A 22,955-nucleotide genomic window follows, 5' to 3' on the forward strand; every position below is an offset into this window, starting at 1 on the left:
GTACTCCGCCTGCCAACGCCTTTTTGCGTCCTGTAAAGAGTCTGTGGGCGGCGTGTTTCGCCCGCGGAGGATTTAGATTGCCGGCCTGTTACAACAACCTCTAGGAAGTAAATGGTGCATATCCGCCTTGTTACGGTTATGTTTCCGCACCCGCGCAGCCACCCGGCTCCCTTTCCTGCAAGGACTCCTGCACCATGACGGCAACACCCCGCGAAAGCGGCGCCACCTCGAGGTTTCTGGCCTGGCTAAGGCCGCAGCGGGAGAAGCTTCCCCGCGACATCAAGGTGATGCTGGCCGCCGCGTTCCTCATTGCGCTTGGATTCGGGCTCGTTGCGCCTGTATTGCCCCAGTTCGCAACAACCTTCGGGGTGGGGAACACCGAGGCCGCGGTCATCGTGGCAATTTTTGCCTTCATGCGCCTGGCGTTTGCGCCCGCCGGCGGCGCCCTGATCGGCAAGCGCGGAGAGCGTCCGGTCTATGTGGCTGGGCTGTTGATCGTCGCATTGTCCACGGCGGCGTGCGCGTTCGCGCAGGACTACTGGCAGCTGCTGCTGTTCCGCGGCCTCGGCGGAGCCGGGTCCGTGATGTTCACGGTGGCGTCGATGGCCCTGGTGGTCCGGCTGGCGCCGCCCAAGAGCAGGGGGAGGGTGTCAGGAGCCTATGCGTCCGCTTTCCTGATCGGAAATGTGTGCGGGCCGATTGTGGGCGGGCTGCTGGCGGGGCTGGGCCTGCGGGTCCCGTTCCTTGCCTACGCGGCAGCCCTGCTGGTTGCCGCGTTCGTGGTGCAGACCCAGCTCAGCCATCAACGCCGGGACGGCGGCGAGGCCCAGCACCGTCCACCGGACATGCGCTTTGGCGAAGCCCTGGCAGCCGGAACCTACCGGTCGGCCCTCCTGTCCAGCTTTGCCAACGGCTGGGCCACGTTTGGCGTCCGGATGGCAACGGTGCCGCTGTTCGCCGCGGCCGCCTTCGGGGCAGGCCCACAGGCGGCCGGACTGGCGCTGGCCGTGTTTGCTGCCGGGAATGCAGCCGCACTCACCTTTTCGGGGCGGCTGGCGGACTCGCTGGGACGCAAGCCCATGATGATCTCCGGTCTGCTGGTGGCAGCCGTCTCAACTGCGGCGATCGGCTTTACTTCCGACCTGCCCTGGTTTCTTGCGGCATCGACGCTTGCCGGCGTCGGGTCCGGCCTTTTCGGTCCGGCCCAGCAGGCCGCTGTGGCGGACGTCGTTGGCAACACACGTTCCGGCGGCAAGGTGCTGGCCGTCTACCAGATGACGTCCGACGTCGGAGCGATCGTTGGCCCGGTGGCGGCCGGGCTGCTCGCGGACCGGCTGGGCTTCGGCTGGGCTTTCGGCGTGACCGGCGGCGTCATGCTCCTGGCCGCGGCCGGCTGGCTGCCCACGCGGGAATCCTTGCGGACGGCCGCTGCCTAGCCTTCCCCGCGGGCTTCCGGCTCCCCGGCCGCCCTGCTAATTCAGCAGGGCGTCGACAAAGCCTTCGGTGTCGAACGGGGCCAGGTCGTCCGCGCCTTCGCCCAGACCGATGAGTTTGACGGGCACCCCGAGGGTCTTCTGGATGGCGACGACGATGCCGCCTTTGGCGGTTCCGTCCAGCTTGGTCAGCACGATGCCGGTGATGTTGACCACCTCTGAGAAGACCCTTGCCTGGTTCAGTCCGTTCTGGCCGGTGGTGGCATCCAGCACCAGCAGGACCTCGTCCACCTCGGCCAGCTTCTCCACCACGCGCTTGACCTTGCCCAGTTCGTCCATCAGGCCCACCTTGTTCTGCAGGCGCCCGGCGGTGTCGATCATGACAACGTCCACTTCCTGCTCGATGCCCGCCTTCACTGCCTCGTAGGCAACGGAGGCGGGGTCGGCGCCGTCGATGTCCGACTTCACGGTGGGAACGCCGACGCGCTGCCCCCACGTGGCCAGCTGTTCGGCGGCGGCGGCGCGGAACGTGTCAGCGGCGCCCAGCAGGACGTCCTTGTCCTCGGCCACCAGCACGCGGGCCAGCTTGCCCACAGTGGTGGTCTTGCCCACGCCGTTCACGCCCACCACCATCATCACGGCAGGCTTGTCCGCATGCCGCTGGACATTCAGGCTGCGGTCCATGGAGGGGTCCACGAGCTTGATCAGTTCTTCCCGGAGCATGGCCTTAACGTGTTCGGGGGTCCGGGCGCCCAGCACCTTGACCCGTTCCCGCAGGGCATCCACCAGTTGCATGGTGGGTTCGGTTCCGAGATCCGCGAGCAGGAGTGTTTCCTCCACCTCGTCCCAGACGTTCTCGTCGATCCGGTCGCTGGAGAGCAGCGCCAGCAGGCCCTTGCCCATGATGTTGTTGGAGCGGACCAGCCGCTCACGGAGCCGGATGAGGCGTCCCGCGACGGGCAGCGGGGTTTCGACCGGGATGGTTTCCAGCCCGGCAGCGTCATCCGGAACCGTGGTGGTGTCCAGCCCGTCGAGGTCCACGCCTGCCGGAGTTCCGCGTTCTATGGTGCCGGTTCTGTCCGCCACCGCGGTGCTGCCGCCGGAACGGATCTCCGGGTCGTTGGCGTCGCGGGTGCCGGGGTACCGGGTGATGTTCCTCCGCGTCTTGAGCAGGACCGGAATCAGCCCGCCGATGACCACCAGCGCAGCAAGAATGGACAGGACAATGGGAAGGATGTCATTCACTCCCCTAGCTTCTCACAAACAGCCCCGCCGGTTCCGGCGCCCACTGCGCCCCTGACCTGCCCCTATGCGGGCCCGCGGGCTGCTGCGCCACCGCCGCTGCTACACCTCAGCGCCCAGGCGCTGGCTGATCACGGTGGAGACGCCATCGCCCCTCATGGTCACGCCGTACAGGGCGTCCGCCACCTCCATGGTCCGTTTCTGGTGGGTGATCACGATGAGCTGGCTGGACTCCCGAAGTTCCTCGAAGATGGTGATCAGCCGGCCGAGATTGGTGTCGTCCAGTGCCGCCTCCACCTCGTCCATGACGTAGAACGGCGAGGGCCGCGCCTTGAAGATGGCCACCAGCAGCGCCACTGCGGTCAGGGACCGCTCGCCGCCGGACAGCAGTGACAGCCGTTTGATCTTCTTGCCGGCAGGACGGGCCTCCACTTCGATGCCTGTGGTGAGCATGTCCTCCGGGTCGGTGAGGACCAGCCGGCCTTCGCCGCCGGGAAAGAGCCGCTCGAAAACGCGCACGAACTGGGCCTGGGTGTCCTCGAACGCCTCGGCGAAGACGCGCTGGACCCGGTCATCCACTTCCTTGATGATGTCCAGCAGGTCCCGGCGGCTGGCCTTCAGGTCCTCAAGCTGGGTGCTGAGGAACTGGTGCCGCTCCTCCAGCGCCGCGAATTCCTCCAGCGCCAGGGGGTTCACCTTGCCCAGGCTGGCCAGGTCCCGTTCGGCCTTGCGCAGCCGCTTCTCCTGCTCCTGCCGGACGTAGGGCTTCCCTTCCAGGATCTCTTCCCCGCCGGCATCAACGGGAGCGCGAAGTGCCGCCCACTTGTCACCGGTCTCCTCCGCGGGCACGGGTACCGGGACCTGCGGCCCGAACTCTGCCACCAGGGCTTCGGGGGTGATGCCCAGTTCGTCCACGGACCGGGTTTCCACCGCCTCGATCCTGGCACGCTGCCGGGCCCGCGCCAGCTCGTCCCGGTGCACGTTGTCGGTGAGGTCAGCCAGTTCGCGTGCCAGGGCATCATTCGCTTCCCGGATGTCCCGCAGCCCACGGTCACGCTGTTCGCGGTTTTCCTCGGCCAGGTCCCGTTCGTGCCGGGCGAGGTCCACGGAGACGTCCACGTACCGCAGCGACATTTTCACGGCTGCGGATACCGCGGCGGCACGCCTGGCCTGGATGCGGCGGCGCAAGGCGCGCTGGGCCGCTTCCTCCCGGGCGCGGCGTTCGGTGGCGGCGGCCCTCTCAAGGGATGCCACCCTGTTGCGGGTGGCGGCCACCTGCTCTTCGGCACTGCGCAGGGACAACCGCGCCTCCACTTCCGCTGCGCGGGCGGCGGATGCGGCACGGGCCAGCGCGTCCCGCCGTTCGGTGGAGGGCTCCTCTTCAACGGGAGCTTCCTGGGCAGCAGCCAGCCGGGTGGTGATGGCAGCGAGCGCTTCCTCCTCCGCGGCAACGTTCTCCTCCGCACGTGCCAGGGAGGCTGCCAGGCGCTCACTCTCGCCGACTGCGCTGCGCAGTACAGAGTTGAGGTGGCCCAGGCGTTCAGCGACGGCAGCGAGGCGGGCATCGGATTCGTGCAGCCTGTCCAGGGCAGCGTCTGCCGCCTCCTGGGCTTCGGCGCGCCGGGCCTCGGCGGCGGCCAGGGCGAACCTGTTCCGCTCCAGGTCCGCCGTGACCGCCGAGAGGCCCCGGTCGGCGTCGTCCACTGCCGCCTGCACCTCAAGGAGGGACGGTGCCTTGGCTGAACCGCCGGCAGCGGATACAGCGGTGAACACGTCCCCTTCGCGGGTGACGGCCGTGAGCCCGGGCTGCGAGGCCACGAGCGCGGCCGCGGCGTCGATGCCGGTGACGACGGCGGTCCCGGACAGCAGGTGCCGGACCAGCGGGACGTGACTGGCAGGTCCGTCCACCAGGTCGGCAGCCCATTGCGCTCCGCCGGGCAGCGGCACGTCCTGCCCGTCCTCCCGGTGGACCGCCGCGGCCGATGCCAAAAACAGCGATGCCCGCCCGGCGTCGTCGTCCTTGAGCATCTGCAGGACTGCGGCCGCCGTATCCTCGTCCTGGACCAGGACAGCCTCGGATGCTTCCCCCAGCGCGGCGGCGACCGCCGCCTCATAACCGCCCTGCACCGTGATCCCGGCTGCCAGGGTGCCCAGCACTCCCGGCAGCCCGGACTCCAGCACATGCCGGGCCCCATCCTTGCGGTCCAGTCCGAGCTTGAGAGCCTCGAGCCGGGCGGCGAGGGCGTCCCGCTTGCGGACTCCCTCATTGACCGCGGCCTTGAGGCCGGCGATCTGCTGAAGGACGGTGTCCAGTGCTTCGCTGGCAGCCTCATAGTCGGCGTCCAGGGACTCCTCCCCTTCTTCCACGCCGGCCACCTGGTTTTCCAGTGCGGTGAACTCGGCCTGGGCACGGGCACGCCGTTCCGTGCCGGCGGCAAGGGACTCCCGCAGCCGGCCCAGCTCCGCCTGCGCGGACTCCACCCGGGACCTGGCGGCGGCTACTTGTCCGGCCAGGCGGGCCAGGCCCTCCCGCCGGTCCGCTGCCGCCCGGAGCTGCGCCGTGAGCCGGCGGTCCTCTGCCTGGGCAGCCTGCTCTGCTTCCGCCTTGGCGGCGCTGGCGGTGTCCAGTGCGGCCCCTCTGGCCTGGATGTCCTGTTCGAGCTCAGCCAGCTCCTGCCGCACCCTGGCTGCCTGGCGCTCAAGCTGTTCGGGATCCCGCCCGGAAGGCGCCACGGTGTCTTCGGAACCCAGCAAGCGGCTGCGTTCGGTGGCCAGCGAACCGAGCGACCGAAGGCGTTCGCGTGCAGTGGAGAGCCGGTACCACGTGTCACGGGCGGCGTTGAGGCGGGGCGTGGCTTCGGCTGCCAGCTGCTCCAGCCTTGCCTGCTGCCTGCGCCCGGCTTCGAGTTCCTCCTCGACGGCGGTCCGCCGGGCTTTGAGCGCGGCCTCGTCCGCCACGTCCTGCTCCAGCGCCTGCTGCAGCTGGACGAGGTCATCGGCGAGCAGCCGGGCCCGGGCATCCCTGACGTCGAACTGGACGCGCTGGGCACGGCGGGCCACTTCCGCCTGTTTTCCAAGGGGCGTCAACTGGCGGCGGATTTCCCCGGTGAGGTCCGTAAGTCGCTGGAGGTTGGCCTGCATGGCCTCCAGCTTCCGGACCGTCCGTTCCTTGCGCCGGCGGTGCTTGAGGATCCCCGCCGCCTCTTCAATGAAGCCGCGCCGGTCCTCCGGGGTGGCATGCAGTACGCGGTCCAGTTGGCCCTGGCCCACGATGACATGCATTTCCCGGCCCAGCCCGGAGTCGGAAAGGAGTTCCTGGATGTCAAGCAGCCGGCAGCCGGCACCGTTGATGGCATATTCGGAGCCGCCCGTCCGGAACAGCGTCCGCGAAATGGTCACTTCGCTGTATTCGATGGGGAGCGCGCCGTCGGTGTTGTCGATGGTCAGCGAAACGTGGGCGCGTCCCAGGGGCGGGCGCCCGGACGTCCCGGCAAAAATGACATCCTCCATCTTGCCGCCGCGGAGGGTTTTGGCCCCCTGCTCGCCCATCACCCAGGCCAAAGCGTCCACCACGTTGGACTTGCCGGATCCGTTGGGACCCACCACGGCGGTGACGCCGGGTTCGAAGTCGAAGGTGGTGGCAGAGGCAAAGGACTTGAACCCCCGGACGGTGAGGCTTTTGAGGTGCAAGGCTTTTCTGGTCTCCTGGAGCGGGTGGGGCACTTTGCTGGATCCGGCTCACTACAATCTACTGCGCAGGACCGACATTTCCCCGCACCAGCACCCGGAAGCCGGGGCCGGCACACGGCCGGATATGCCAGTTCCGGCCGGGCAAAGGCATAGTTAAGCTCTTGAGCCTGCGTTTATGTGGGTACAGTCACCGCATGAATGCGCCACGGAAACGAAGAGGGGCTTGAATTGGCAGGTAATGCAACCTTCCGCCACAGCAACACCGCGCTGCTCTCGGTGAGCAGCGTCGAGGCTCCGAGGATTGTCAGCTCCACGGACTTTGACCGCCACTTGGCGTCCACGCTGAAGCGGCTGAAGTTTCCGCCCCGCCTGCTTGAGCGCGTTGCGGGCATCACACACCGCCGCTGGTGGGCCCCCGGAACGTCGTTCGACGATGCCGCCGTGGAAGCCGGCGCCAAGGCACTGGCCGAGGCCGGCATCGAGGCCTGTGACGTCGGACTGCTGATCAACACCTCGGTGACGCGGCGCAACCTCGAACCGTCCGTGGCGGTGAAGATCCACCACGGCCTCGGCCTGCCGTCGTCGGCCATGAACTTCGACCTTGCCAATGCCTGCCTGGGGTTCGTGAATGCCCTGACCCTGGCCGCGAACATGATCGACTCGGGACAGATCCGCTACGCCGTTATCGTCAATGGCGAGGACGCCCAGCTGACGCAGGAAGCCACCCTTGCCCGGCTGCAGCGGCCGGAGACCACCCGCGACGACTTCAACCGTGAGTTCGCCACGCTGACGCTGGGATCCGGGGCTGCCGCGGCCGTCCTGGGCCCGGCTGATGAGCACCCCGGAGCGCACCGGGTGGTGGGCGGCGTGATGCGCGCCGGCACCGAGCACCACGAATTGTGCGTGGGCGGCATCGACGGCATGCACACCGACACGAAAGGACTGCTCGACGGCGGCCTTCAGCTGGTGGTCGACGCGTGGCATGAAGCGCAGCCCGAGTGGGACTGGGCTGCCATGGACCGCTACGTCACCCACCAGGTCAGCAACGCCTACACCCAGGCCATCATTGACGCCATCGACCTCGACCCCGACAAGGTGCCCATCACGTTCCCGCACTGGGGCAATGTTGGGCCTGCGTCGCTGCCCATGACGCTGGCGGCCGAGGCCCAGTCCCTGGGAACCGGGGACCGCGTCCTGTGCATGGGGGTGGGTTCCGGCCTGAACACCGCGATGCTGGAAATCGTTTGGTGATCGAGGCATGGCCGGGCGTGGACGCCCGATGGTCGCGTGAAATTGAGGTTCCCTCCACAGCCGGCGTGGACGCGCCAGGTGAGGTGCGCCGCTGGCACCTGCTGGATAACGGGGCAGAACTCACCCGCCGCGGCCTGGCTCCCGCCGGAACCCTCCTGTGCGTGCACGGCAACCCCACCTGGTCCTACCTGTGGCGGAGCCTGCTGGCCGCCGGATCCAACCCCGCTCATCCGTGGCGGGTTGTGGCGGTGGACCAGCTGGACATGGGCTTCTCCGAGCGTACGGGCACCTTCCGCCGGCTGGCGGACAGGATCCAGGACCTGGGCGACCTGACGGACGCGCTGGCCCTGGACGGCCCGGTGGTAACGGTGGGCCACGACTGGGGCGGGGTGGTCAGCCTGGGCTGGGCCCTGGCCCATCAAAACCAACTGGCAGGCGTGGTGCTGACCAACACGGCCGTGCACCAGCCGGCAGGTTCGCCCATTCCCCCGGCGTTGCGCCTGGCCCTGCACCCGGCGGTGCACACCTGGGGAACCACCACCTCCGACGCTTTCCTGCGGGTGACGCATTCGTTGGCGCATCCGCCGTTGCCGGCGGATGTCCGGAACGCATACAGGGCCCCCTACCGCGGAGCCGAACAGCAGCGTGCGGGGGTGGGCAACTTTGTTGCCGACATTCCCGTTGACGCTTCGCATGCCAGCTTCCCTGCCCTCCGCGGTGTCGCCGAAGGCATCCGCAGCCTTGATGTCCCCGCCCTGATGCTGTGGGGCCCGCGGGACCCGATCTTCTCCGACCGCTACCTGAAGGACCTCATCAGACGCCTCCCGCACGCAGATGTGCACCGTTATGAGGGCGCGGGACACCTGCTCGTGGAAGACCGGGACATCGCACCGGCCGTTTTCGACTGGCTTGCCGGGCGCGCTACGGGCTCCGGGGACGCCTCTTCAGCGGTCCGCCGCGGCGTGTCGCAGGCACCGGCCGGCGAGGGTTTCCGGCCTCTATGGGCGCTCCTCACGGAACTGGCGGCCGGTCCTTCCCAAGGTGAACCGGCCGTCGTCGAAATGAAAGCCGACGGCACCGTTGCCCACTCCCTTACATGGCAGCAGCTGGACAATGCTGTGGACCGCCTCGCCGCCGGCCTGGACCGGGCAGGCGTCAGGCCCGGCAGCCGGGTGAGCCTGATGGTCCCGCCCGGGGTCGACCTGACCGTAGCCCTGTATGCCTGCCTGCGGCTGGGAGCCGTGGTGGTGGTGGCTGATGCCGGCCTGGGCACCAGGGGGCTGAGCCGGGCCGTCAAGGGAGCCACCCCCGACTTCCTGATCGGTATCGATAAGGCGCTGGCCGCTGCCCGCGTGCTGGGATGGCCGGCCAGGCGAATCAGCGTCAACGACCTGCCGGCTGCACTCCGCCGGATCCTTGGAGTGGAGACCTCCCTCGCCGCCCTGGCAAGGGAGGGGTCCAGGCCTACCGCTTGGCCTAACGACGGCGGCGCATCGCACCCGGACCCGGACTCCCCCGCCGCCGTGCTCTTCACCTCCGGTTCCACCGGTCCTGCCAAAGGCGTGGTGTACACGCACCGGCAGCTCGCGGCGATGCGGGACACCGTGGCCGAAACCTTCGGGATCCATCCGGGCCAGCGGCTCGTGGCAGGCTTTGCACCCTTCGCCTTGCTGGGTCCGGCGCTGGGAACCGCGTCCGTGACGCCGGCTATGGACGTCACTGCTCCACGCACCCTGACGGCGCGTGCCCTCGCGGACGCCGCGGCGGCCATCGATGCCACGGTGGTGTTCGCGTCCCCGGCTGCCCTGCGCAATGTCGCCGCCACCAGCGGCGGACTGACCGCTGAAGGCACTGCCGCCCTGAAACGCGTCGAATTGCTGCTATCCGCCGGCGCCCCCGTCCCGGAACCGCTCCTTGCCGAGGTGCAGCGGCTGCTGCCGGGCGCCTCCCTGCACACCCCCTACGGAATGACTGAGGCGCTGCCCGTCACGGACATCAGCCTGGAACAGATCCGGGCCGCCAGCGCCGACGCCGAATCCGGAGCAAAACCCGGGACCGGTAACGGCGTCTGCGTGGGCCGGCCCGTCCACGGTGCCCGGGTAGCCATCATCCCGCTGGCAGCGGACGGCACCGCACCCGGTTCCCTGCCTGTGACGGAGGTCGGGATCACGGGAGAAATCCTGGTCAGTGCCCGGCATGTCAAGGAAGCGTATGACCGGCTCTGGCTGACCGAAGAAGCCAGTGCCGCTGAGTCCGGCTGGCACCGCACCGGCGATGTAGGGCACTTCGACGCCGACGGCCGGCTGTGGGTGGAAGGCCGCCTTGCGCACGTCATCACGGCGCCTGGTGCGGTGGTGACCCCTGTTGGCGCGGAACAGGCCATTGAACGCCTGGCCGGTATCCGCATGGCCGCAATTGTTGGCGTGGGACCGGCGGGGACGCAGGCTGTCACCGCCGTCGTGGAGACCGTCCCGCCTGTCCGGAAAGCCGGGCCCGCCGGCGTGGACCTGGCCGGCAAGGTCCGGGAAGCTGCCCGCACGGCAGGCGTTTCCGTGGCCGCTGTCCTGGTTGTCCCCGCACAGCCCACCGACATCAGGCACAACGCGAAGATTGACCGGACGCGGCTGTCCCGATGGGCTTCCTCCGTCCTGGCCGGCGGCCGGCCGGGGACCCCATGAAGGTCCTGGTCACCGGTGCCAGCGGGCTGCTGGGCCGGGAAGTCGCGGGGCAACTGGTGCGCAGAGGCTATGACGTCACCACCTTCCAGCGGCGCCCGTCAGGGGTCGACGGCGCCGCGGACCATTGCGGCTCCCTCACCGAGGATTCGGCCGTCAGGGGCGCCGTCCAGGGTGCCGAAGCAGTCATCCACCTGGCAGCCAAGGTCTCCTTCACGGGCCCTCCCGCGGAGTTTGGCGAGGTAAACGTCCAGGGCACCCGTCGCCTGCTCCTGGCCGCCCGCGCGGCCGGGGTCCGGGACCTGGTCTTCGTGTCCTCGCCGTCAGTGGCCAACTCCGGCACCGCCATCGCAGGCCTGGGTGCGGAACCGGCGGACCCGGAACATGCCCATGGCGACTACTCCCGCACCAAGGCCCGGGCCGAACTGCTGGCCCTCGCCGCAGACACCCCGGACTTCCGTGTTGCCGCGGTGCGGCCGCATGTGGTCTGGGGGCCCGGGGACACCCAGCTGGTGGAACGGGTGCTGGCGCGGGCGGCCCGGCACCGGCTGCCGCTGCTGGACGCGGGCGCCGCCCTGATCGACACCACCTACGTGGACAACGCGGCGGCAGCGATCGTTGCCGCGCTGGACCGGATCAGCCACATCCATGGCAGGGCGCTGGTTGTCACCAACGGGGAGCCACGGCCGGTGGGCGAACTCATTGCCGGCATCTGTGCCGCGGGCGGTGTGCCGGCTCCGTCATGGTCCGTGCCGGGGCGGCTTGCCCGCATTGCCGGTTCCGCGGTGGAAAGGGTGTGGCTGGGGCTTGGAAAGCAGGACGAACCACCCATGACAAAGTTCCTTGCTGAACAGCTGTCCACTGCCCACTGGTTCGACCAGCGCGAAACCCGGAAGCTCCTCGACTGGACTCCGGCTGTATCGATCGACGAAGGCCTGGCACGGCTGGCCGCGCACTACGCCGGCTGCTGAGGCTGGTCAGTCCGGCGTTACCAGCGGCCGTTGCGGGGCCGCGGCTGGCACACCGGGCAGGTGTGGGACGAGCGGTTCATGAACTGCTCGCGGCGGATGATCGCCTGGATTCCTGCTGCCGCGCATCTCTTGCACGGCTCACCCTGCCGGCCGTAGGCGTTGAGGGACCGGTCGAAGTAGCCTGAGGCGCCGTTGACATTGACGTACAGGGAATCGAAGCTGGTTCCTCCTGCTGCCAGGGCATCGAGCATTACCTCCCGGGCGCTGTCGAGGACCCGCTGGGCCTCGCTCCGGCGAAGGGTGTCCGTGGGCCTGGCGTAATGCAGCCTGGCACGCCACAGGGCTTCATCGGCGTAGATGTTTCCGATTCCAGAGACCAGGCCCTGGTCCAGCAGTGCCCGCTTCAGGCCGGTCCTGCGCTTCCGAAGCCGCTGGTAGAACAGGTCGAAGGAGAAGGAAGGATCCAGCGGGTCGCGGGCAATGTGCGCCGCCTCCGACGCGATCAGGGGAAGGGGGGATTCCGCAAGGCCGCCCGGACCGCCGTCGTCCGTGGGTACCAGGGCGGTGACAAAGAGGCCGCCGAAGATCCGCTGGTCCACGAAGCGCAGCTGGTCCGGCATCCCCTCCCGGGGACTCAGCCGGAACCGGACTTTAAGGTGCTTTTCATCCGGAACGCCGGGGCCCTGCATCAGCAACTGCCCGCTCATGCCCAGATGCGCCATGAGTGCCACGCCCGGCAGGCGGGGTTCTTCAGGGTTGTCCGGAAGCGGGGCGGTGGAGTCCAGCAGCGGCATCCAGAGGAACTTGCCGCGGCGCACGACGTCGGACACCGTAGCGCCTTCGAGGTTGCCGATGAAGTCCCCGGCTCCGAGGGCGTGGCGCCGGATGGAGCGTCGGTCAATGACGTCCACGGCGCTGATGGTCCTGCCGCGGACCCAGTTCACCAGGCCGCGGCGCACCACTTCCACCTCGGGCAGTTCAGGCACGGAACGCTACTTGGCTGCTACGGAGCCTGCGGAGGTGCCGGGTGCCGTCTGGGCGGCGGCCCCGGAGAGTACCCGCCAGGCGTCAGCCGCCGCTTCCTGTTCGGCTTCCTTCTTGGAATGGCCGGAGCCCTTGCCATAGGCCGTGCCGCCGATGTTCAGCACCGCCGTGAAGGTGCGGGCATGGTCCGGGCCGGAGCCGTCCACTGCATAGTGGATGCTGCCCAGCTGCCGGCTGGCGGCGAGCTCCTGGATGCTGGTCTTCCAGTCGGTGCCGGCGCCCAGGACCGCGGCGTCCTTCAGCAAGGGACCGACCAGCCGCATGACCAGCTGGCGCGCAGTCTCGATGTCGTTGGAAACGTAGGTGGCCCCGATCAGGGCCTCCATGGTGTCCGCAAGGATGGAGGCCTTGTTCTTGCCGTGGGTGAGCTTTTCGCCCTGCCCCAGGTAGATGTACTCCCCAATGCCAAGGCTGCGGCCAATGCCGGCCAGGGCCCGGGTGCTGACGACGGCGGAGCGGCGCTTGGCGAGTTCACCTTCGGGCAGCTCCGGGTTGTCCCGGTAGAGGGCATCGGTGACGGAGAATCCCAGAATGGAGTCGCCCAGGAACTCGAGCCGCTCGTTGGTGGGTATGCCGCCGTTCTCGTACGCGTATGAACGGTGGGTGAGCGCAAGACGAAGCGTCCCGGCGTCAATAGTGACACCGAGACGCTTCAGAAGCTCTTCAGTTGAAGACATCAGTCAGCCTGTTGGGCCGATTAGACGTCAGCGACCTTGCGGCCCTTGTACTCAAGGAACAGCGCGGTGCCAGCAGAGTCGGTAACGACCTTTGCCTGGTGCGGCAGGCTGTAGGTGACCTGGCCGTTCTCAACGGTCTTCACCAGGTGGGGGGCGGTCGCCTTCCACTGCGAGCGGCGGGCGCGGGTATTCGAGCGAGACATTTTCCGCTTGGGAACAGCCACGGCTAACTCATTTCTCTCTAGACAAACACGTACAAATCAATTTTGCCGGTCAGGCTTAGCCATATCAGCTAGGGCAGCCCAGCGAGGATCCAGGACCTCGTGGTGGTGCCCCGGCTCGTCTTCCAGGCGAACTCCGCATTCGGAGCAAAGGCCCTGGCAGTCTTCCCGGCACACCGGCTGGAACGGCAGATTGGTGACAACCGCGTCCCGCAACACCGGTTCAAGATCGATTACATCGTGCTCGACTCGACGTTGCTCTTCATCTTCTTCTCCGTCCGAAAGCTGGACGCCCTCGTAGAAGAAAAGTTCTTGCACATTGACCTCAAGGTCATACGCAAGGGGATCCAGGCATCGGCCGCACTCACCTGTAACTTCGGCAAGCACGGTTCCTGACACCAGAATTCCTTCGTGTACGGCCTCAAGCCTCAGATCCAGCTCGACATCCGAGCCTTCCTGAACACCAATGAGCGCCACACCAAGATCACCCGGTGCGGGTACATGTTCCTTCAGTGTCCGCATGCTTCCCGGACTGCGTCCGAGGTCCTTGACGTCGAACGCCAGGGGCGAACCAGCATCTCTGTTAATGAGAACTCCTGTTGAACATATGACCGACGTACCATCTTAGCCTGAAGAGCCGCAGCGACTCAAACCGGCAGGAGGAAGCGCCGAAGTACCGATCCAGCCTACCGCTTTAGCTGCTGATCCGGCGAAGGCTCGCCGGAAACCAGCCGGCGGTGCACCGACCTGGGCACATAGTCCGACACGCTGCCGCCCAGGACCGACACTTCCTTGATCAGGGTCGAGGACAGATGGACGTAGCTGGCCTCGGCCGGGAGGAAGACGGTTTCCACCCCGCTCAGCTGCCGGTTCATGGTGGCCATGGGAAGCTCGTAGTCAAAGTCCGACGAGGACCTGAGTCCCTTGACAATGGCCGACACGCCCCGCTGGCGGCAGTACTCCGCCAGGAGCCCCTCGCCCACCGGTTCCACCACGATTCCCTTGAGCAGCGCCAGGGTTTCGCGCGCCATTTCCAGCCGTTCCTCCAGGCTGAACATGTACTTCTTGGCGTAGTTGGTGGAGATGGCCACGATGACCTCGTCAAAGAGCCCGGCAGCCCGTGCGATGACTTCGAGATGGCCGTTGTGGATGGGGTCGAAGGATCCGGGGCACACAGCGCGTCTCATGCTCCGAACCTACCCCATGAAAAGGCCGGGATACCATGACTGGATGCATCCACCACGGGAACTTTCCACACCCCTGGCACCTGCGCCCTGGCAGCGCACAGCGCTCGGAGCCAACCTCCTGGCCCCCGACGGCGGACTGGGTGTCACCATCTTCGAAGAGATGACCACCCTGGCCGTCCAGACCGGGGCGATCAATCTGGGGCAGGGCTTTCCTGATGAGGACGGGCCGGCCGAAATCCGGGAGGCGGCCCGGGCAGCCATTGCGGCGGGCGCCAACCAGTACGCACCCGGCAAGGGCCTGCCCGAGCTCCGTGCGGCGGTGGCCGCGCACCAGGAACGCTTCTACGGGCTCAGGCCGGACCCGGCAACCGAGGTCATCATCACCACGGGGGCCACGGAAGGCATCGCCGCGTCACTGCTGGCCTTCGCCGGACCGGGCGATGAGGTCCTGACGTTCGAGCCTTTCTACGACTCCTACGGCGCAGTCATTGGACTTTCCGGCGCCTCCCACGTGACTGTGCCGCTGGCTGCCCCGGACTTCATGCCGGACCTGGCATCATTGGATGCGGCCTTCACTGAGCGGACCCGGGTGGTACTGCTGAATAATCCGCACAACCCCACCGGTGCTGTCTTTCCACCGGCCGTCCTGCAGCGCGTGGTGGAGCTTGCGGCAAAGCACGACAGCATCATCATCACGGATGAGGTGTACGAGCACCTCACCTTCGGCGTGGCCCATACCCCTGTAGCCACCCTTCCGGGCGCCGCTGCCCGCACCATCACCATTTCCTCTGCGGGAAAGACGTTCTCCCTGACCGGCTGGAAGATCGGCTGGTTGAGCGGACCGGAAGATCTGGTCTCCGCCGTCCGCACGGTAAAGCAGTTCCTGACCTACAGCTCAGGCACGCCCTTCCAGGGAGCGATCGCCGCCGGCCTGGCCCTGCCCGACGATTTTTACGCCGGCATCGCCGCCGCCCTTGAGAAGAAACGGGACATCCTCAGCGCCGGACTCCGGGCGGCGGGCTTTGATGTCTTCACACCGCGGGGAACCTACTTCGTCAACGTGGACACGGCTCCGCTGGGCATAACGGACGCCGTGGACCTGGCCCGCCGCCTGCCGGCACTGGTGGGTGTCGCGGCCATTCCGGTTCCGGTCTTCTGCCATCCGGAAGGTGCGGAGCGGATGCGCAGCCTGCTCCGGTTTGCCTTTTGCAAGAAGACCGAGGTCCTGGAGGAGGCCGCCGCACGGCTGGCCACCCTGGGCAGCAGGCTCTGATGTCCGGCGGCAGCGGCGGGACTGCCAGCCGCTGCCTGCGGGCCACTGGCCAGCACGCCACCATCGAAACCGATGCATTCACTGATGGCGGCTATGTCCTCAGCATCGGCGGAGCCGAACAGTCCCACGTCAACCTTGACCGGCCGGAGGACATCTTTTACGAGTACCTCCGCAGGATTGGACACCTGGTGGATCTGGCGGCCCCTTCCGGCGGGCCGATCAGTGCCCTCCACCTCGGAGCCGGGGCCCTGACGCTTGCGCGGTACATCCAGGCCACCCGCCCCGGCTCGGTACAGTACGCGGTTGAGCTGGAACGCGAGCTGCTGGACTTTGTCCTTCGGCACCTTCCCCTGCCCGAGGGGACCGACCTGACCACCATCATCGGCGATGCCCGTGAAGCGCTTGGTGCCCTCGATCCCGGCCTAAGATTCGACGTCGTAATCCTGGACATCTTTTCCGGCCCGCAAGCCCCGGCCCACATCGCCACCAGCGGCTTCTACCGTGAGGCCAGGGAACGTTTGCGCCCGGACGGCCTGCTGATCGTCAATGTGGGCGACGAGGCGGCCCTCACGCTGGTCAGGAGCCAGGTGGCGGCGATGCGGGATGTGATGGCGGATGTGGGCGCCGTTGCGGAAGCCGGCATGTTCGAGGGCAGGTACCCGGGCAACATCATCCTGGCAGGGACGCAGGGTCCATGGCCGGAAGCCTGGACAGCTGAATTGACCGCGCGTGGCCCCCACCCCGCACGTGTCCTGGCGGGAGTCGACCTGGACCCCTTCTCGGGCTAGTCCCCAGGGGTGCCAGGCCCGGCAGCTTCAGGCCCGGCAGCGTCCGCCAGGTCGTCCGCAGCGATGGCATCGGGCACGAACGGTTCGGCGTACCACAACCGGGTTTCCCCGTATTTCTTCTCTGCGAACCTCGTCATCCCATCCGGCCATTGCGGCTCCGGGGAGCGCGACGAGCGTTCCACCACCACGACGGCACCGGGGACCAGGTGCGCGGCAAGCTTCTGCAGCACCGCTGCGAGCGCGGCATCCTCCAATGGGTACGGCGGATCCAGGAACACCAGGTCCCAGGCAGCTGATTCCGCGACGCGGTCCAGGAAAGGCTCCACCTTGGAACGGTGCACGGTAACGGTTTTGCGGCCCAGAACCCCGTTGATGAGGTCCGCGTTGCGCTGGCACACAGCACTGGCCTTGGCATCCGACTCAACCAGGTCCACCGTCTTGGCTCCCCTGCTGGCGCTTTCCACCCCCAGCGAACCCGAGCCCGCATAAAGATCCAGCACCCGCGCGCCGGCAATGACTTCAAAGGCGTCGAGGCGGGAAAACAGCGCTTCCTTCACCCGGTCCGTGGTTGGCCTGGTTAAAGACCCTGGAACGGCCGCCAGTGGCGTGCCGCCGGCAGCCCCGGCAATAATCCTGGTCACCGCGCCCACCGCGATCCGCCGGCGCCCGGTGCACCTATGCGCGCCGCGCTTCTGTTGCTAACCGCGTTCAAGGAACGCCTCCTTCTCAGGGTTGAGGTACTTCTCGATGGCATCGGCCAGTTCCGGGCAGCCGGACAGCAAGGGGTCGCCGGCAACGATTGCCTGTGCGTCTTCCCTGGCCCGGGCAATCACGTCTTCGTGTTCGAGGACCCGCAGCAGTTTCAACGTGGACCGTCCGCCGGATTGGGAAGCGCCCAGGATATCGCCCTCGCGCCGCAGCTTGAGGTCCTCCTGGGAGAGGACAAAACCGTCGGTGGTGGCGGCCACGGCATCCAGCCGCCGCCGGCTTGGGTGGCCGGCTTCCAGGGCGGTGACCAGCAGGCAGGTTCCCGGCAGGCCGCCGCGGCCCACGCGGCCGCGGAGCTGGTGCAGCTGGGAAATACCGAACCTGTCGGCGTCGAGGATGACCATCAGGGTGGCGTTATGGACGTCCACCCCCACCTCGATCACCGTGGTGGAGACGAGCAGCTTGATCCGGTTGGCGGTGAACCCGGCCATGGTCTCCGTCTTCAGCTCCGGGTCCTGGCGCCCATGCAGGGGAGCCAGCGGAACCCCTGCCAGCGAGGGTTCGGAGAGCAGATGGTCCACGACGGCGGTGACCGACGCGAGCTCCCGCGCCTCCTCCCCTTCCACGCCGGAAGGTGCCGCCTCCCCCGGGCTGAAGTCGCCGTCGTCGTCTGTTCCGATCTTGGGGCAGACCACGTACACCTGGTGGCCGGCGTCGATCTCTTCCCTGGCACGCGCCCAGATCCGGGCCGCCCAGGCGGGATTTTCCGCAAGGCCCACGAGGTGGGTCGTGATCGGGGCTCGTCCCTTCGGCAGTTCATCGAGGGTGGAGGTCTCGAGGTCGCCGAACACCGTCATCGCCACGGTGCGGGGAATGGGCGTGGCGGTCATGACCAGGAGGTGCGGCGGCTTCCGTGCCTTGGCCCGCAGGGCGTCGCGCTGTTCCACGCCGAAGCGGTGCTGTTCGTCCACCACGATCAGGCCGAGGTCGTAGAAGGAAACGTTGTCGCTGAGCAGGGCATGGGTGCCGATGATGATTCCCGCCGTCCCCGAGGCCGCGTCAAGCATTGCCTGTTTCCGTGCCGCCGTGGACATGGATCCGGTCAGGAGCGTGACCTGCACGGACGGCCCGTCTCCCCCGGCCAGCCCGCCCAGCAGTCCGTCGCTCGAGAGCACGCCCAGGGTGCGGCGGATGGAGTCGTAGTGCTGGGCGGCGAGCACTTCGGTGGGCGCCAGGAGGGCAGCCTGCCCTCCGGCGTCGATGACCTGCAGCATGGCCCGCAGCGCCACCACGGTCTTCCCGGAGCCCACTTCGCCCTGCAGCAGCCGGTTCATGGGGGCAGCTTGCGCCAGTTCCGCCGCTAGGGTGTTGCCGACGGCGGCCTGGCCGGCCGTGAGCGTGAAGGGCAGGTTTTGGTCGAAGGCAGCCAGGATACCGTCGCCGACAGGGCGCCGGGCGGTGGCTTCCTCGGCGGCGAGCTGGGCGCGCCGCCTGGCCAGGGCGGATTGCAGCACCAGGGCTTCCTGGTACCGGAACCGGTCCCGTGCGCGTTTCCAGTCGGCGGCTGTTTCGGGCGCATGGATGAGCCTGTAGGCATCAGCCATGGGCAGGAACGCTTCCCTCGCGGCGACTGCGGGCGGAACCGGGTCCGGCAGCGAGCCCAGGTCCGCGGTCTCGAGCAGGGTGTTGATCACCTTCTGGATCCGCCAGCTGGGAAGCTTTGCTGTGGCCGGATAGACCGGGATGGGCATCGCGGCGAGTTTCTCCGGATCACCGCTGCCCTGGACGAAGGGGTCATCGTCCAGGAGCTGGAAGTCCGGGTTGGTGAGGCCCAGTTGGCCCTTGAAGCTGGTGACCTTTCCGGAGAACAGGGCCCGCCGTCCCTGCAGGAGTTCAGCTTTTGCCTTGTAGCCGTTGAAGAAGCTGATTTTGAGGGTTCCTGGCACTTTGCCGCGGTAGTCCGTGCCCCCCACCAGCCGGAGCCCCTGCTGCCCGTCGTCGTCGGAAACGATGACGTCGGTGATCGTCCCCCGCCGTGCCTGCATGTGCCGGGTGCTGCTGGACAGCACCCGCGCAATGAGGGTGACCTCCTCATTGAGTGGGAGCCCGCCGATGGGCGTCAGCTCACCCCGCATAAGGTAACGCCGGGGGAAGTAGTTCAGGAGGCCCTCGACAGTGGTGATGCCGAGGTGTTTCTCGATGACGGCGGCGGAACGCTTTCCAATCCGGCGCTCCAGGGCCAGGTCCAGCTCAGCGCTCATGCCCGCCGGTGTTCACCTTTTCCACATCCGGGTCCCGCGGAAGCGCCAGCTCGCTGATGCTGATCTGGGACGGCTCACCCAGGGACCGGATGATCTCCACGGCCGGGTCGGGGTCCGGAACATGCACGTGCACGCGCCACCGGTAGTTGCCTTCCGGATCCGCACCGCCGCCCACCTGGCTCATGATGACGGACTCACCGATCTCGTCCAGCCGCAGCCGGAGCGTGGCGGCGTTCAGGGGCGAAAGGCTGATGGTGCACATGACTTCCACGCCGTCATCGTCCGGCATGGAGGTGTGGATGTGGGGGTCGGAGACGTCGTAGCCGTGCAGGCCGTCGAGGAGTTCGCTCTGCAGTTCTTCGCCCAGGACGGCGGAGCGGAGGCAGTCGAGGATCAGCAGCATCCCCACGCCGCCTGCATCGACCACGTGGGCGGACTGAAGGGCATCAAGCTGTTCCTCGGTGTGGATCACGGCGGCCAGCGCGCCCTCCACTGCGGCGTCCAAGGCGAGGCCCAGCGCATGGTTGCTGTCATCGCCGTCCTGGGCGGCGTCGACGGCGGCTGCCGCACGGGCCGCCGCCTCCATGACCGACAGCATGGTGCCCGGAACCGGGTCACTCAGTGCGGACCATGCGCGGATCTGGGCGCGGTTCAGTGCAGCCGACAGGAGCGTGGACGTCAACCGGGTATGGCCGGCCAAAGGCTCTGCCGCGGCACAAAGAAACACGGAAAAGAGAGTTCCGGAGTTTCCCCTTGCTTCCTCCATGGCGGCCTGCCCGGCGGTGGCGAGGACTTCCCCGACATCGACCGGGGCCGGCTGCCCGTCTGCAGGAACCAGGGAACGGGCGGCAGCACGGACGGTGAGGTAAAGATTGGTGCCGGTATCGCCATCAGCCACCGGGAAGATGTTGATGGCGTTGAGCCGGTCGCTGTGGTTTCCCAGGGCAGTTTCAGCCTTGCCCAGCCACCTCTTCATCGCCAGCGCGTTGGCGGCAACCTTAGTGTGCAAAGTGATCCCATCCCCCGTTGTCCGCGGCCCGGCCCGCTGTCAGGACGCCCGGGCCTTCATCGGTACCGAGTGCATGTATCGAGCCTATCGCAGTGAATCCGGGTGGCAGCTGAACACCGGCCGGGAATGTGGCCAGCAGCCCGTGGTCCTCTCCCCCGCCGAGCACCCAGGCGGCGCCGTCGACGCCCAGCCGGGCCGCGGCCGGGGCCAGGAGATCCGCCAGTTGGGTCATCCTCTTCTGGTCGAGGGCAACCGCGACATTGCTGGCGGCGGCCAGCCGCTTGCCGTCCCGCTGGAGTCCGTCCGAAATGTCCAGCATTGCCGTGGCACCTGCCGCCCGCGCCGCCGGCCCGGCCTGCAGCGGCGGACGCGGCCGGCACTGCAGGTCCACAAAGGCGCGCTCCGCCGGGGTGAGGGTATCCACGGCGATGTCCGATTCGAGCAGGGCCAGGCCCGCCGCGGCGTGCCCCATTGTTCCCGCCAGCGCCAAAGTATCCCCCGGGCGGGCGCCGGACCGGAGGACGGGACGCCCGCCGTCGAGCGTTCCCAGCACCGCCACGGTCACCGAAATTTCCCGGCCCCGGCCCAGGTCTCCCCCGGCCACCGAACATTGGGTGGCCCCAAGTTCGCGGATTCCGGCTGTCAGTCCGTCCGCCAGGTCCTCCACCCAGCTAACGGGCGTGTCAACGGGAAGGGTGAGGCTGACCACCATGGAGGTTGCGTGTGCGCCCATGGCGTTGATGTCGCTGAGGTTCTGTGCAGCTGCCTTCCACCCGACATCGAATCCGGTGGTGTGGTAGCCGTTGGGCCACAGGAGGCGGAAATCCTGGTCCTGGACCTGGGTATCGATGCTGATGACGGTCCTGCCGTCCGGGGCCGCGATCACGGCGGCGTCATCGCCGGGCCCCAGCAGCGTGCTCGAGGTGTGGCCGTCCGCCATCTGAAGGCGCGGAAAGATCCGGTCCAGCAGCTCGGCTTCAGAGAGGGCGCCAACTGCGAGAGACTGTGGGGGCACGCTAAATCCTGACACTTTTAACGCTAAAACTCAGATTCGACAGCACCGCCCGGCGAGCCCAAGCGTCCCGTCCTGCAAAAACCCGTGGTATCAGCGGCTGTGCCCCAGAATGACCGGACAGGGCAAGGCTGCATACCAAGTCGCGGGCGCAAGGGCTATCGAGACCTCGTTCAGCCGAACGTCCGCAGCGCACTGTTCGCGGGCCACAGCCACGCCGTCCGCCCACACTGGCCCGGACTGTCGCGTTGGCATCGCCGGAAAATAATTGATCGACAAGAAAATAAGCAGCAGCACGGGCGGCCACAGAGACTCCTTAGGCGGCTTGGTTTTAGCGCGCTCCCTGGCGACAGCCCAAGCAGCGGGAATCAAGATCAACAGGAACATGGATGGAGCGGCAGCGTAACGAAATAAAGCGAAGCGGTTCAGCCAGTCGTCTTTTGTGAAGCTGGCAAAATCCAGTTCCGGAGAGATGTTCAGCACCACTGCCGCACTCCAAGCGAGAACAGCCGCACCCAGGGAATAGGCAGCGACAAACTTCCATTTTACGTTGCCCATAATGAGAATGTAGAGCACCAGGCACGTGACAGCTAAAGCGGGAATAACAATCGGATAAGCCCCGAAATTTACTATGTAAAGGGCCAGGGTCTTGGGGTTGGTCTCCCATAGCGAGGAAATAACCTGCAATCCAAACCCATAGAAAACCGACAAGGGGTCAATACCGTCAACTTGCGGAACAGCGGTGTAACGCGGCTTGGTCGCTGTCGCCAGAAGCTGGCAAAACAACCCGGCGATGAGCCCCAGGGCGCCGGCATAGTTCTTGCGCCGGAAGATTGCCCACAATGCCAGGGGAAGGAATATCCCCGAAATGATTTCGGTGGTCGCCGCAGCAAAGGCGACCAGAGCGATAAGGGCACGCGTGTGCCAGCGGGACGGCTCATAGATAAGCAGCCACGGAACCAGCCACAAGATGTACCAGTGGAGGTTCGCGGCATTACCGGACACTTCCAAGGGGCCGACCGGCAGGAATACCGGAATCAGGGCCAGCATCAACCGTGCGGCGCGGCTTTCGAAGAGGGCAGCCGACAGGCGAAAAACCGCAACGGAAATACCGGCGACGACAACGCAAGTCAAGAATGACATCAGGATGGCATATGACTCCAGCGGCGCAATGACGTAGGAAATGGCGGATATAAAGCGCGGAATTGTGTGCAAATACCCGGCATAAGGCTCGCCGATGCTGCGCCAGGGACCAATAGTCGCGGTTTCCCTAAGGAAGATATGACCGTCCTCAGCCCAAATGGTTGCACGGGTTACTTCGGGTAAGCGGAGCCAAGCTGCGTAGCTCAGGACAGTTACCACGGCGACCAGTCCGACGACGTTCAATATCTGCTGTTTCGGGAGGCGCAACCCCACAGGTGCAGCCCGGGCGGAATCAGCATTCATAGTTTTACTCATCGGGACACCAGCATATAGTCCCCTGGCGCCGGCGCCCGACAGGAGACCGGCGATG

The 22,955-nt window shown here is 67.1% G+C and carries 18 protein-coding genes; 6 read left to right on the forward strand and 12 right to left on the reverse strand.

The features are described from left to right. Positions 1-194 precede the first annotated feature (194 nt). A complete protein-coding gene (locus tag FBY33_RS16965; RefSeq protein ID WP_142031542.1) occupies positions 195-1,436 on the forward strand; it encodes an MFS transporter in 1,242 nt (413 codons plus the stop codon). Positions 1,437-1,472: 36 nt separating this feature from the next. On the opposite strand, the gene ftsY is transcribed toward FBY33_RS16965, so the two are convergent. Further along, the gene (gene ftsY, locus FBY33_RS16970; RefSeq protein WP_142031543.1) at positions 1,473-2,678 is read right to left on the reverse strand and encodes a signal recognition particle-docking protein FtsY; all 1,206 of its coding nucleotides are present in this window, start codon (positions 2,676-2,678) and stop codon (positions 1,473-1,475) included. Positions 2,679-2,777: 99 nt separating this feature from the next. Next, positions 2,778-6,365 (reverse strand): chromosome segregation protein SMC, encoded by a 3,588-nt coding sequence (smc, locus tag FBY33_RS16975; protein ID WP_142031544.1) that lies wholly within the window; start codon positions 6,363-6,365, stop codon positions 2,778-2,780. Positions 6,366-6,593: 228 nt separating this feature from the next. On the opposite strand from smc, the gene FBY33_RS16980 reads away from it, so the two are divergent. Genes FBY33_RS16980 through FBY33_RS16990 form a run of 3 tightly spaced genes read left to right on the forward strand, consistent with a single transcriptional unit; the run spans position 6,594 to position 11,262 of the window. Then, positions 6,594-7,616, forward strand: a complete 1,023-nt coding sequence (locus FBY33_RS16980) for a 3-oxoacyl-ACP synthase III (RefSeq protein ID WP_200831413.1) — start codon at positions 6,594-6,596, stop codon at positions 7,614-7,616. Next, positions 7,610-10,294, forward strand: a complete 2,685-nt coding sequence (locus FBY33_RS16985) for an alpha/beta fold hydrolase (protein ID WP_142031546.1) — start codon at positions 7,610-7,612, stop codon at positions 10,292-10,294. The genes FBY33_RS16980 and FBY33_RS16985 overlap by 7 nt, the downstream gene beginning before the upstream one ends. Further along, positions 10,291-11,262, forward strand: a complete 972-nt coding sequence (locus FBY33_RS16990; protein ID WP_142031547.1) for an NAD-dependent epimerase/dehydratase family protein — start codon at positions 10,291-10,293, stop codon at positions 11,260-11,262. The genes FBY33_RS16985 and FBY33_RS16990 overlap by 4 nt, the downstream gene beginning before the upstream one ends. Positions 11,263-11,279: 17 nt before the next feature. On the opposite strand, the gene mutM is transcribed toward FBY33_RS16990, so the two are convergent. From mutM to coaD, 5 genes are all read right to left on the reverse strand, one after another. Continuing rightward, positions 11,280-12,248 carry a bifunctional DNA-formamidopyrimidine glycosylase/DNA-(apurinic or apyrimidinic site) lyase gene (mutM, locus tag FBY33_RS16995; RefSeq protein WP_142031548.1) on the reverse strand — a complete coding sequence of 323 codons (969 nt, stop codon included), beginning with the start codon at positions 12,246-12,248 and terminating at the stop codon, positions 11,280-11,282. 6 nt (positions 12,249-12,254) lie between these two features. Then, complete coding sequence (gene rnc, locus FBY33_RS17000; protein WP_142031549.1) at positions 12,255-12,983, reverse strand: ribonuclease III; 729 nt, start codon at positions 12,981-12,983, stop codon at positions 12,255-12,257. Between the two features lie 20 nt (positions 12,984-13,003). Further along, on the reverse strand, positions 13,004-13,207 hold the full coding sequence (rpmF, locus tag FBY33_RS17005) for a 50S ribosomal protein L32 (protein ID WP_009356569.1): 204 nt from the start codon (positions 13,205-13,207) through the stop codon (positions 13,004-13,006). A 36-nt stretch (positions 13,208-13,243) separates the two neighbouring features. After that, positions 13,244-13,768, reverse strand: a complete 525-nt coding sequence (locus FBY33_RS17010; protein ID WP_082566791.1) for a YceD family protein — start codon at positions 13,766-13,768, stop codon at positions 13,244-13,246. Positions 13,769-13,890: 122 nt separating this feature from the next. Next, entirely contained in the window at positions 13,891-14,391 is a 501-nt protein-coding gene (gene coaD / locus FBY33_RS17015; protein WP_142031550.1) for a pantetheine-phosphate adenylyltransferase, read from the reverse strand. A gap of 43 nt (positions 14,392-14,434) precedes the next feature. Here coaD and FBY33_RS17020 point away from each other — a divergent pair, with 43 nt between their 5' ends. After that, positions 14,435-15,664: an aminotransferase class I/II-fold pyridoxal phosphate-dependent enzyme gene (locus FBY33_RS17020; RefSeq protein WP_200831414.1), complete on the forward strand. Its 1,230-nt coding sequence runs from the start codon at positions 14,435-14,437 to the stop codon at positions 15,662-15,664. Continuing rightward, entirely contained in the window at positions 15,664-16,452 is a 789-nt protein-coding gene (locus FBY33_RS17025; protein WP_200831415.1) for a spermidine synthase, read from the forward strand. Before FBY33_RS17020 ends, FBY33_RS17025 begins: the two co-directional genes overlap by 1 nt. On the opposite strand, the gene rsmD is transcribed toward FBY33_RS17025, so the two are convergent. From rsmD to FBY33_RS17050, 5 genes are all read right to left on the reverse strand, one after another. Further along, on the reverse strand, positions 16,449-17,093 hold the full coding sequence (rsmD, locus tag FBY33_RS17030; protein ID WP_142031552.1) for a 16S rRNA (guanine(966)-N(2))-methyltransferase RsmD: 645 nt from the start codon (positions 17,091-17,093) through the stop codon (positions 16,449-16,451). The two genes, FBY33_RS17025 and rsmD, sit on opposite strands and share 4 nt — an antisense overlap. Positions 17,094-17,150: 57 nt before the next feature. Then, the gene (locus FBY33_RS17035) at positions 17,151-19,421 is read right to left on the reverse strand and encodes an ATP-dependent DNA helicase RecG (RefSeq protein WP_142031553.1); all 2,271 of its coding nucleotides are present in this window, start codon (positions 19,419-19,421) and stop codon (positions 17,151-17,153) included. Continuing rightward, a complete protein-coding gene (locus FBY33_RS17040) occupies positions 19,411-20,397 on the reverse strand; it encodes a DAK2 domain-containing protein (RefSeq protein WP_142033000.1) in 987 nt (328 codons plus the stop codon). Before FBY33_RS17040 ends, FBY33_RS17035 begins: the two co-directional genes overlap by 11 nt. A gap of 22 nt (positions 20,398-20,419) precedes the next feature. Further along, a complete protein-coding gene (gene thiL, locus FBY33_RS17045) occupies positions 20,420-21,370 on the reverse strand; it encodes a thiamine-phosphate kinase (RefSeq protein WP_142032998.1) in 951 nt (316 codons plus the stop codon). A 165-nt stretch (positions 21,371-21,535) separates the two neighbouring features. Then, positions 21,536-22,888 carry a hypothetical protein gene (locus tag FBY33_RS17050; protein WP_142031554.1) on the reverse strand — a complete coding sequence of 451 codons (1,353 nt, stop codon included), beginning with the start codon at positions 22,886-22,888 and terminating at the stop codon, positions 21,536-21,538. Positions 22,889-22,955: the final 67 nt, after the last annotated feature.

The organism is Arthrobacter sp. SLBN-112, assembly GCF_006715225.1.
GTDB lineage: Bacteria > Actinomycetota > Actinomycetes > Actinomycetales > Micrococcaceae > Arthrobacter.

Bases quoted from the DNA above. Each gene is read 5' to 3' on its own strand.
- FBY33_RS16965 (WP_142031542.1), top strand. From the start codon at position 195: ATGACGGCAACACCCCGCGAAAGCGGCGCCACCTCGAGGTTTCTGGCC.
- rnc (WP_142031549.1), bottom strand. From the start codon at position 12,983: ATGTCTTCAACTGAAGAGCTTCTGAAGCGTCTCGGTGTCACTATTGAC.
- thiL (WP_142032998.1), bottom strand. From the start codon at position 21,370: ATGGCGGACGGCCACACCTCGAGCACGCTGCTGGGGCCCGGCGATGAC.
- FBY33_RS17025 (WP_200831415.1), top strand. From the start codon at position 15,664: ATGTCCGGCGGCAGCGGCGGGACTGCCAGCCGCTGCCTGCGGGCCACT.
- FBY33_RS16990 (WP_142031547.1), top strand. From the start codon at position 10,291: ATGAAGGTCCTGGTCACCGGTGCCAGCGGGCTGCTGGGCCGGGAAGTC.
- FBY33_RS17035 (WP_142031553.1), bottom strand. From the start codon at position 19,421: ATGAGCGCTGAGCTGGACCTGGCCCTGGAGCGCCGGATTGGAAAGCGT.
- FBY33_RS17050 (WP_142031554.1), bottom strand. From the start codon at position 22,888: ATGAATGCTGATTCCGCCCGGGCTGCACCTGTGGGGTTGCGCCTCCCG.
- FBY33_RS17040 (WP_142033000.1), bottom strand. From the start codon at position 20,397: ATGAAGAGGTGGCTGGGCAAGGCTGAAACTGCCCTGGGAAACCACAGC.
- FBY33_RS17020 (WP_200831414.1), top strand. From the start codon at position 14,435: ATGCATCCACCACGGGAACTTTCCACACCCCTGGCACCTGCGCCCTGG.
- coaD (WP_142031550.1), bottom strand. From the start codon at position 14,391: ATGAGACGCGCTGTGTGCCCCGGATCCTTCGACCCCATCCACAACGGC.